Annotated in this window: 7 protein-coding genes; 2 read left to right on the top strand and 5 right to left on the bottom strand. The window is 47.4% G+C overall.

Annotation, left to right across the window (positions count from 1 at the left end; all coding sequences use genetic code 11):
* Nucleotides 1-142: 142 nt before the first annotated feature.
* Nucleotides 143-901, bottom strand: coding sequence for a glutaminyl-peptide cyclotransferase (locus tag BUA34_RS02560; RefSeq protein ID WP_072827157.1), 759 nt, complete (start codon nucleotides 899-901; stop codon nucleotides 143-145).
* 26 nt (nucleotides 902-927) lie between these two features.
* Here BUA34_RS02560 and BUA34_RS02555 point away from each other — a divergent pair, with 26 nt between their 5' ends.
* Together BUA34_RS02555 and BUA34_RS02550 are read left to right on the top strand one after the other, a co-directional pair.
* Nucleotides 928-1494 carry a DUF4416 family protein gene (locus tag BUA34_RS02555; RefSeq protein ID WP_072827156.1) on the top strand — a complete coding sequence of 189 codons (567 nt, stop codon included), beginning with the start codon at nucleotides 928-930 and terminating at the stop codon, nucleotides 1492-1494.
* Nucleotides 1495-1497: 3 nt separating this feature from the next.
* Nucleotides 1498-1869 carry a DMT family protein gene (locus BUA34_RS02550; protein ID WP_072827155.1) on the top strand — a complete coding sequence of 124 codons (372 nt, stop codon included), beginning with the start codon at nucleotides 1498-1500 and terminating at the stop codon, nucleotides 1867-1869.
* 74 nt (nucleotides 1870-1943) lie between these two features.
* On the opposite strand, the gene BUA34_RS02545 is transcribed toward BUA34_RS02550, so the two are convergent.
* The 4 genes from BUA34_RS02545 to BUA34_RS02530 all read right to left on the bottom strand — a co-directional run bounded on the left by BUA34_RS02545 (nucleotide 1944) and on the right by BUA34_RS02530 (nucleotide 9388).
* Nucleotides 1944-3344: a fibronectin type III domain-containing protein gene (locus BUA34_RS02545; RefSeq protein ID WP_072827154.1), complete on the bottom strand. Its 1401-nt coding sequence runs from the start codon at nucleotides 3342-3344 to the stop codon at nucleotides 1944-1946.
* A 152-nt stretch (nucleotides 3345-3496) separates the two neighbouring features.
* On the bottom strand, nucleotides 3497-5482 hold the full coding sequence (locus BUA34_RS02540; protein ID WP_072827153.1) for a family 43 glycosylhydrolase: 1986 nt from the start codon (nucleotides 5480-5482) through the stop codon (nucleotides 3497-3499).
* Between the two features lie 83 nt (nucleotides 5483-5565).
* Nucleotides 5566-7653: a family 43 glycosylhydrolase gene (locus BUA34_RS02535; RefSeq protein WP_254794286.1), complete on the bottom strand. Its 2088-nt coding sequence runs from the start codon at nucleotides 7651-7653 to the stop codon at nucleotides 5566-5568.
* Nucleotides 7654-7717: 64 nt separating this feature from the next.
* Nucleotides 7718-9388, bottom strand: coding sequence for a family 43 glycosylhydrolase (locus BUA34_RS02530; RefSeq protein WP_072827152.1), 1671 nt, complete (start codon nucleotides 9386-9388; stop codon nucleotides 7718-7720).
* Between the last annotated feature and the right edge of the window lie 350 nt (nucleotides 9389-9738).

Raw genomic sequence — 9738 nt, 5'->3', positions numbered from 1 at the left:
ATGCAAGCATCGACACAGAAGGCTCTTTTTGGAAAGCAGTTAACTACGGATATTTTGAAGATAATTTCAGTGGATTTGCAAGAGGCGGTTTCCGCCTTGTCCGCAACATCGGCAACAACGCCAAATGGGAAGAATGCGGTTTTTAGAACTTGACTTTATAAATCTGCGGCCAGAGCTTGCCTGTAATCCAAAAATCTTTGCCATCGTAGGCAATGCCGTTCAGAACATCTACGCCAGGGTACCGGTCACGAATCTCCCCCGCTTTTTTCGAGAAGTCAATATAGCGCAACACCTTCCCGCTCGGGAGTTCGATTTCGGCAATCAAGTCAGTCTGCCAAATATTCGCATACAAAGTATTCCCAACAATTTCAAGTTCGTTCAAAAGTTTGATTGAATAGCGACCATCGCGGACACCTATAATTCCCGTCAACGAAAAGCTGCCCGGTGCAATTTGCAAAAGTTCATCAGTGCCGTTACTCATCAAAAGCTGGTCGCGCCAAAGCGTAAGGCCCCAGCCTTCCGTCGGAATACGGAACTCGCCCTTCTTTTTAAACGGCTTACGGGAATAAATAAAAGCCTTGTGAGATTTCCAGGTCAGATAATAGATTTCATCACCCACAACAACAGAACCTTCGCCAAAATATCGTTCTTGAATGCGCGCGGAATCAAGAATTTTTCCATCTAACGTGCGACGGTACAAGCCCGATTTTCCATACAGTCCAGTCGTTTCAATCAAATCATCACCATCAAAGGAAAGCCCTTGCGTAAAGTGCGATGTCTCATGCGGAACAGAATCAAGAATTGCCGGCACCACCCGCGGAGCCTCGGCGTGCACCGACGAGAGTGTAAAGACTAGAGACAAAAGGATAAAAGCAAAAAACGAGCGTCCAGAAAATTTCATGTTTGAAAAATACTAAATTTGGGCGCATGGGTGATATTAGAACTCCTGCCAAAGTGAAAATTATCGTGGGCATTCTCGCGAAAGATGCCGAAGCCGTGAATGCGGTTCGCGGTGTTCTCAAGGCAAAATTCGGCGAAGAAGACCTGAACTTGGAACCGTTTCCGTTCACGTTCACCAACTACTACAAAGAAGAAATTGGCGAAGCTCCTGTGCGAGCGTTCTTCAGCTACGAACAGCTCGTGGATCGCGAAACGATTGTCGACATCAAGCTTTGGACAAACGATATTGAACTCGAAATTGCAAAGGAAAACGGGACTCCGGGGCTGCGCCCTGTGAATCTCGATCCGGGCTACATGACTCTCGGCCAGTTCTTTTTGGCAACGACCAAGGACCAACGCCAGCGCGTTTATATGCAGCGCGGGATTTTCGTAGAGCCAACGCTATATTTCCAAGATGGACATTTCCATGCTTTTGACTGGACGTATCGCGACTACCAGAGCGAAAATTACATCAAGTATCTCGAAGAAGTGCGCAAGCGACTCGCCTACCAAATGACGACGGGAAAACCGTATAGTCAAAGAAACAAGAAATAAATTATGAAAGCTGGTATTTTTACAATTCTCCTCCTCTGCTGTTCCAACATTTTCATGACGTTCGCTTGGTACGGCAACCTCAAGCTCAAAGAAATGCACATCAGCACCGACTGGCCGCTGATTCTCGTGATTCTCGCCTCTTGGGGCCTAGCCTTCCTTGAATACTGCTTTATGATTCCTGCAAACAGCATCGGCAGCCGCATCAACGGCGGGCCATTCAGCCTGATGCAATTGAAAATTATCCAAGAAGCGATTTCGCTCACGGTATTCACGACGATTGCTGTAACAGTTTTCCATACAGAAACACTCCAGTGGAACCACATTGTCGCGTTTTTGCTAATCATCGCTGCAGTTTTCTTCGCTTTCTTGAAATAGCGATATTTTTTAACAACATTAAAACGCCGCTGCGCTTGGCAACGGCGTTTTTATTTTATACAAATTTATCTAGTTTAATTAGAATTGCAGATTTTATCGGCTCCAGAAATATCTGCGACACTGTACGGTTCAGTCCATTCACTCCAATCGGTAGCACCTTTACCCTTACCATTAATATTGTCTTTCCAAACCAAGCGGAATTGCACATAATAGCCGCAAAGCTTTCTAACATAACTTTCTAGGCAATAAGCAAAATTTTTCTCAGACCCAGAATTGTCATAACAATATTCATAGTATGTTGTCTTTCTAGCAGCATCCTGGAAGTCTTCCATAGCATCGAAGCGCTTCGAAATAGAGGGTTCCTGATATGGGAATGTTTCAGTCCAATAGCAGCTATCGCATGCATCAACCGTTTGCTTACCCTTACAATCTTCTTTGTAATTGTTGTATTTTTCGTAAGAAGTAAACCAACGGGCTTCGTAATAGACGGTATCCGTGTATTCCGATTCAACAATATATTTGCTAACGTTGTTCATAATCGTATAAGTTCCAACGGCCCTAACAATCGTTGAATCATCTGTTTCGGGATCGTCATCTCTATCGATACCTGTTATATAAGTCATCGTAATCCTAGGCGATGGAGCAGGAATTTCAGGAGACATGTATTTACGATATTCAATATCAGGTGTCAACTGGACTGCTTCGGTAAAGGCCGAAGTATCACCGCTATTGACGACTGCCAAACGATAATAGGTTTCAATCTTATCGCGGCCTTCGATGTAATAGTGGCGAACGTTGCCTTCAATCGGCGACTTGAGACCAGTCCACTTGAAATCCTTGAGTTTAGAAGTCTGGATAATAAACTTCCTATTCGGGTCATCCTTAGTTTCGCTGTATTTCCAGCTGAGTTCCCAAACGCTTGGTGCAATACGAGTTATTGAGACATCAGTCGGCATATCCGATTGAACCACGGTTGTCGAATCTACGTTTGTGTAACCATCGGCTTTAATTTGGACGCGATTACTTTCTTTGGAAATTCCGCAACCATCATACGCAATAACGCGATAATACTTGCCTGCCTTTTTCGCACCCTTTAACTTGTAAATGGTAACATCGGCGTTAGTCGTACCTTCGCCTTCCCAATCCGGAGATTTAGCCTCCAAATCAAGAGACTGGATTTCAAAACCGGATTCGCCACGAGAATCATTACGAACATAATCCCAAGAAAGAGTCCAAGAGGAATCAGTGTCCTTGGTTACGGCGAAATTCGTCGGTGCAGAAAGAGATTCCTTGAGCATGCTGCAACTAATGGTTCCTGCAGCAGAAGAACTAGACCTCTTTGTGGAGTTAGAAGAAGTAGTCGTGGGAATATCATCATATTCGTCGTCATCCGGCGAGGCCGAATTAGAGCAAGCATCCATAGCGAACAGGAACGCTGCAGCGGCCGTAAACTTCCAAATACTGTTTATTTTCATAAAAGCTCCCTTTTAGAAAAATATGTTTTACATTCTAATATATTTTAATTGCGTAAAAAAAGATTACAAAAAACAATTTTTTCCCATAATATGGCAAAAAACGTGCAAAAACGCACCTTTAGATGCGTTTTTTATGAAAATTGCTGAAAAGGTTACCGGTTGATGCGAAGGGTGCGGTTCGACGAACGCACAAGATACATACCGCGTGTAACGGAATTTAAGCGAATTTCGTGACCATAGCCCTGCTTGACAACAACTCCATTCATGTCGAACAGAGACCACGGAGCATCGTTCGCCAACTGAACCACTGCGTTGGACCGGTCATAGGTCATTCCAGGCATCGAACTGAGAGCTCTAGATCCTTCGCGAATTGCGACAGAGCCCGTATCCGCTTCGCTAAACTTGATGTTTCCCACGAGAGTTTCGCCACCAAGACCGTCCGCGGTCAGATAAAAATCTTGAACGCCTTCGAGCTTGGGCATGTTGGAACACTTTACTTCAACCCACTTGGATTCGCCTGCGGTGGGCAATTCGCATTTAGAAATCACATCGCCTTTTTTGCTTTCTTTACGGAGGTTCAGCACGCCACCTGCGCTATTTTTCACTTGCACACTCACGCCCGCGCCCACGATGGAATCCGTAATCACGTTTTCGAAGATTGCATAGCCGCCATCTTTAATCGCAAGTTCATCCTTGTCCGTAAGACGCACGCGTATGCCGTTATCAAAGCCGTTTGCCGGAATCGTATCGCGGATGATACGCAAGAAATCGAGACGGTCAAGTTCGGCGTAATGTTTGCCCTTCGTAATTTCGATAAAGTTCGAACCGCGTTTGAGCTTTGTCGGAATGTACACAACGGACTTTTCGGGGAATTCACTCCAGGCACCCGTTAGCGGCAACTGCACTTCTTGCGTTTTGCCGTTGATATCTACAAAATGCGAGCTGCCGTTTGCACCGTCTTCGGTCCAGTTGTTGTCGTAACGGTAACGAATAAGGTAATCACCCGCCTGCGGGATAATCATCGGCAAACGAATTTTGCTGTCATCGTAGTTGATGTAGGCGCAGAATTCCCCGTTCGAAGCCTTGGAACTGCTTGAAATATCGACATGCGTGAGAATGCCGTGTTCCGCTTCGGCGCTCAGGTAACGGCCAAGGAAAGGCTGTCCCATTTCGGGCCAGTTGTCTTCAGTAAATACGAGATCGCGCACTTGGATGTAAGAATTACCACCGTCATTTTTGTCGTAATAGTGGTTCACAAAACGCAAACGATTCACGTCTTCAAAAGCTTCGCCGCCAGCGGGTCCGTAATAACGACCATAACGATTGAGGAGAATCGTTCCTCCCCCATCAAGCAAAGCCTTGCCACTGCGGTCTACATAGCCGCCGTCAATACGATTGGAGCGTCCGACGGTCGTCTTGTAAGAATTGTTTTCGAGGTCAGCACCTTTTTTGCAGCAGTTGTCCCAAGCGGTAAAGAGGAAATATTTTCCGTTGTGTTCAATAAGGCTTGCGCCTTCAACACCTGCGCCACCGCGATTCGCGATGTTCTTCATCTTGGCACCAGACTTTACCTTGCCCGTCGTTTCGTCAAGTTCCAGAATGTGAATGCCCGTGCCCCACGAACCAAACGCCATCCAAACTTTTCCGTCAAGATCTTTCAGCACCGCCGCGTCGATTGCATTGTACGAATCGCTTTTGACAGTATGAATGACTTCGCCTTGGTCTGTCCAGCCGTAACCGGGCTTTGTCGGGTCAATTTCCTTACTCGACATAAAGCCCATACCCGACGAGCGGATACCCATTTCGGAACCGCAATAGTACATGCGATATTCGCCACCGACGTAATGAATATCCGGCGCCCAAATATCAATCATGTTCGGAGCGTATTTATAAAGCCATTTCGAGAATTCGGGCATGGCGGGGTCGCCATTTTTCCAGTTCAGAGCGTCTTCGGAAAACTGCATGAGCATGTGGTTGTCCGTTGTCGCAAGCACATAACCATCTTCGTAGCGGATAATGTCTGGATCATGGCCCGCCCAACGGTGCTCCTTCGCGTACCAATCAGCGGCAAACGCGGCCTCAAACGAGAGGCCTGCAAAGAGGAATGCAGCGGTGCAAATTTTAGAACAACGAATCATAAGACTCCTTTAACCACACACCAGCATTCACTATTTAATCTATATTCCGAAAGGATTTTTCGGTACAATTTAATTGCAAAAAATCACTTCACTTTTACAACGTATCGGCCTTTGGGAAGGTTATTAAATTCGATATCAGTACCGTAAGTTTTTTTATGGGAGACAATTTGCCCCATCGGATTCAAGAGGTACGCCTGATGCGAGCCAGCGTTGTCGAAGTGTACGCGATAACCGTTAGGGATTTTGGCAACTGAATAGTTCATTGCCGGACGGACAGCCGGGAGCGCCACGGAGGTTTCACTCGAACTGCTCACAATCATTTCGCTGGAGCTAGATTCCGCAACAGCACTGCTAGAACTTGATTCCGGCAAGGGGGCACTCTTGAAGAGAATGTTTCCGACAATCGCTTCGCCAGAGACGCCCGAAGCGGTCAAATAAAAGTCCTTGATGCCCGTTTTGCTTTTGAGCGTTCCGCAGTTTGCCTCAGACCAGCCATTTGCGGCTGCCTTAGCCATTGAAAGGTCACATTCGGCAAGGACGATTCCGTTCTTTGCACCATCACGAATGGCGAGCTTGCCTGCGGTTGCATTTTTCACTTGGATAGAAACTTCGTCACTCTTGATGGAATCGGCAACAACGTTTTCGAAAATGGCGTAGCCGCCGTCCTTGATAGCAAATTCATCCTTGTCCGTGAGGCGCACGCGGATGCCGTTGTCAAAGCCGTTTGCAGGAATCGTATCGCGAATCACGCGCAAGAAGTCGATGCGGTCGAGTTCCGAGAAAAATCCGTTCGGTTGCGGTTCAATTTCGATGAAGTTGCCGCCGCGTTTGAGCGTTGCAGGAATCATCACAATAGACTTTTCCGGGAACGTGCCCCAGGAACCTGTCGGCGGGAGCGTCACGGTTTGAGACTTGCCATTGACAGTGACTTTGTGCGTAGCATCGCCTTCGCCGCCATTCGCATAGCGGTAACGCAATAAGTACTCGCCCGCTTGCATGATGTTCATCGGCAAACGAATCTTAGAGCCAGCCGTGTTGATGTAAGCAAGGTATTCGCCGTTCGAGGCCGTATTGCTACGGGTAATGGCAAGGTCGCCCGAAACAGCACGTGTCAAGACACCATGTTCGACTTCAGCACTCAAATAACGTCCGAGGAAGGGCTGTCCCATCTCAGCCCAGTTATCCTCGGTAAACACAACATCACGAATGTGGATGTGGTTGAACTTGTCACCGTTAAGATCATAATAGTGATGCACAAAACGTACGCGGTTCAAGTCTTGGAAAGCTTCGCCGCCGCCCGGACCGACATAACGTCCGTAACGTTCCATAAGGATTGTGCCACCGCCATTAGCCATATCGTAACCTGCACGGTCTTTATACGGACCGGTTACTTTATCAGCACGGCCATAAGCAGTTTTGTAAGTCGTCTTTTCAATATCGTTGCCCTGCTGGCAGCAGATATCCCATGCGGTAAACAAGAAATACTGGCCGCCATGTTCAATCAAGCTCGGACCTTCTTCGGCACCGTTACTTGCCTTACTCGTGCGGCGTGCAATATTATAGACGGTCTTATCGTCACTCGCCTGATAGCCCGTCTTTGCGTCCAACTTAATCAACTGAATTCCAAGACCGAACGAGCCAAAAGCCATCCAATAATTGCCTTCGGTATCACGAACGACATCGGCATCAATCGAATTGTACTTGTCCGATGCCACCGTATGGAAAACGTGGCCATGATCCGTCCAGCCGTAGCCCGTTGTGCCAGGCATAATCGACTTTGTGGACTGATAGCCAATCGCAGATGTGCGCTTGCCAAAAACAGAGACGCAGTAATACACGCGGTATTCGCCGTTCATGTAATAAATGTCAGGCGCCCAAATGCCTTCGGTTGTAGGCGCATACGTGTAAGCCCATTGCGGGATTTTGCTCACCGTTGACTTGTGGTTTTGCCATGTGTAAGCATCTTCGGATGTCCACAGTTGCAAATTATTGTTTGTGCTCATGAGGGCGTAACCGTCTTCAAAGCGCACCATGCTCGGGTCATGACCCGGCTGCAAGTTGTCCTTGGCGTACCAATCGGCAGCCGATACAGCAGAGACGCCAAAAGCGCCAATCGTTGCGAGAGTCGCGCTCTTCACGAGATTCGCAAAATTCAAAACCTTCATTTCCATACTCCTTAAAAATTCACTGGATCCTTCGACTCCACTACGTTTCGCTCAGGATGACACAGTAGCATTACCTTACCATAACCATTGCGGTGGTGTGGGCGGTGCGGACAAAGTACATTCCCGAACGAGCGGAATGCACTTGGATTTCACGGCCATAACCACGACGCACAACAACACCATTCACATCAAGCAAAGCCCAAGACGTTTCAGCGCCCAAACGAATTACGCGAGCACTCGCATCGTAGTGAACCTGTTGCAAAGCCGACACATTCAAAGTACCGCATGCAAGCCCAGTCGTCCCACCATTGCCTGAATCCGTCGGCGGTTCAACTTTCGGCAGTTCCGCCTTCGCAAATTGCACCTTCTGATTGTCCGTTCCCGTACGAACCCACGTGATGACCGGCATCCCGACTTCCTTCGAAATGTTCAGCACATCGCCGAGGTAATCGCTATCGTAATCCGCAAACAAGAAGTACCCCTTCTTTGCCGATGCATTTTCAATGCGAATTTCACAAGATGTTTCAGAAGTTGTCACCGTATCCAACAACGTCTTGGGTGGGCAATAGTAACGGCCCGTTGCAAAATTCTTGAGCGTGTAATAACGTGCCGAATCGCCATGAGAAAGCACCCAAAGCTGCGCTTCGTTCTTTTCGTCTGCGGTTTGCTGCACCACAACGCCATCGTTATCTTCGAGAGCCAAATTGCTGTGCGAAACCGTCAAGCGGTAACCGCCCTCTTCGAGAAGCGCGTTGTTGACCGGATCCACGCCATCCGTATGCTTAATTTTCTGGATTAAGCCATCACGGTCGTAATAGAGGTAGTCGATATTCACGGAACGGCGGTACGTCCAGCCACCCGGAGAATTCGCACCGTGATACATGAAATACCAGTGTCCGAGATACTTGAAAATTGCCTGATGGTTCGTCTCAGAATTGTCCATTTTATCGTTGATAACGCCTTTTTGCGTCCACGGTCCGTTCAAGCTCGGAGCCATGGAATAATTCGTCGTCGAGGGGTAACCCGAAGCATAGCTGAAGTAATAATTGCCACGGAAATAGTGCATCCACGGAGCTTCGAAAAAGTCCTTGATCTTGATATCTTCAGGCGTGCTTGCAAGCTCGATCATATTTTCTTTGAGCTTCACGCGGCGGCCCGCATTCCACGAGCCCCAATACATCCAAATATCGTCGCCATCGTAGAAAATCGCGGGGTCAATGTTCAATTTCACATCGTTCGGCGTATTGTCGGTGATAAGCGCCTGCCCGATGGCGTCTTTCCACGGTCCGGACGGATGGTCCGCGACAGCAACGCCAATCGCAAAGCCTTCACTTCCATTTTCCTTGATGGTCCCGTGATGGACGGCCACATACCAGTAAAACTTGCCATTTCGGTATTCGCAGTGGCCCGCAAAAGCGCTCGCATTTGCCCACTTGAACGTTTTTACGCTCAGAACCGCCCCGTAATCGTGATAATGTTCCATATCATCGGTCACGAGTACATGCCAGTCGTTCATGATGAAGGCTTTATTGTTATTGCCCTGCGGCCCCTGTTCGTCGTGACCCGCAAAGATAAAGAGCGAGTCGTTATGTACGAGGGCAGCCGCATCCGCAGAATAAAAGTCCGTCGTCAACGGATTTGCGGCAAAAGCCGATTGCGCCCCAAAAGCGCCAAATAGGCAAAAGAGGCCAAAAAAGGCACATTCCAACGTCGTAAAAAATCCAGAACTCCTAGTTCCCATAAACATCTCCGGATCCACACCAACAACTTTCTTAAATATATATTGAAAATTATAAAAAGTCCACATATTTATTTATGACATCGAGTATTTTTAGAGAAAAATTCATAAATAGCCCACATTTTCACGAATTAAATGTCAACAGTTTAGATTAAGCGGCAGGAATCGCCACCCCCAACAGAATCACTTCTGTTCAAAGTCGAAGGAGGCTAACACAACGTTCTCGTTTTTGTAAAAGGGAGATTCCCGATTAAATCGGGAATGACATTTTAAATCGGAAACAACAACCCGTGTCGAATGACTAAAGACCAACGACTATCGACGAATAATTGACCAACAACAGACAAAGCGTA

Origin of the sequence: Fibrobacter sp. UWB12 (genome assembly GCF_900142485.1) — a bacterium.
Classification (GTDB): Bacteria; Fibrobacterota; Fibrobacteria; order Fibrobacterales; family Fibrobacteraceae; genus Fibrobacter.
This window is presented reverse-complemented; position numbering and strand designations above follow the sequence as displayed.

Coding starts and splice junctions, on each gene's coding strand:
- BUA34_RS02560 (WP_072827157.1), bottom strand. CDS start 901: ATGAAATTTTCTGGACGCTCGTTTTTTGCTTTTATCCTTTTGTCTCTA.
- BUA34_RS02555 (WP_072827156.1), top strand. CDS start 928: ATGGGTGATATTAGAACTCCTGCCAAAGTGAAAATTATCGTGGGCATT.
- BUA34_RS02550 (WP_072827155.1), top strand. CDS start 1,498: ATGAAAGCTGGTATTTTTACAATTCTCCTCCTCTGCTGTTCCAACATT.
- BUA34_RS02545 (WP_072827154.1), bottom strand. CDS start 3,344: ATGAAAATAAACAGTATTTGGAAGTTTACGGCCGCTGCAGCGTTCCTG.
- BUA34_RS02540 (WP_072827153.1), bottom strand. CDS start 5,482: ATGATTCGTTGTTCTAAAATTTGCACCGCTGCATTCCTCTTTGCAGGC.
- BUA34_RS02535 (WP_254794286.1), bottom strand. CDS start 7,653: ATGGAAATGAAGGTTTTGAATTTTGCGAATCTCGTGAAGAGCGCGACT.
- BUA34_RS02530 (WP_072827152.1), bottom strand. CDS start 9,388: ATGGGAACTAGGAGTTCTGGATTTTTTACGACGTTGGAATGTGCCTTT.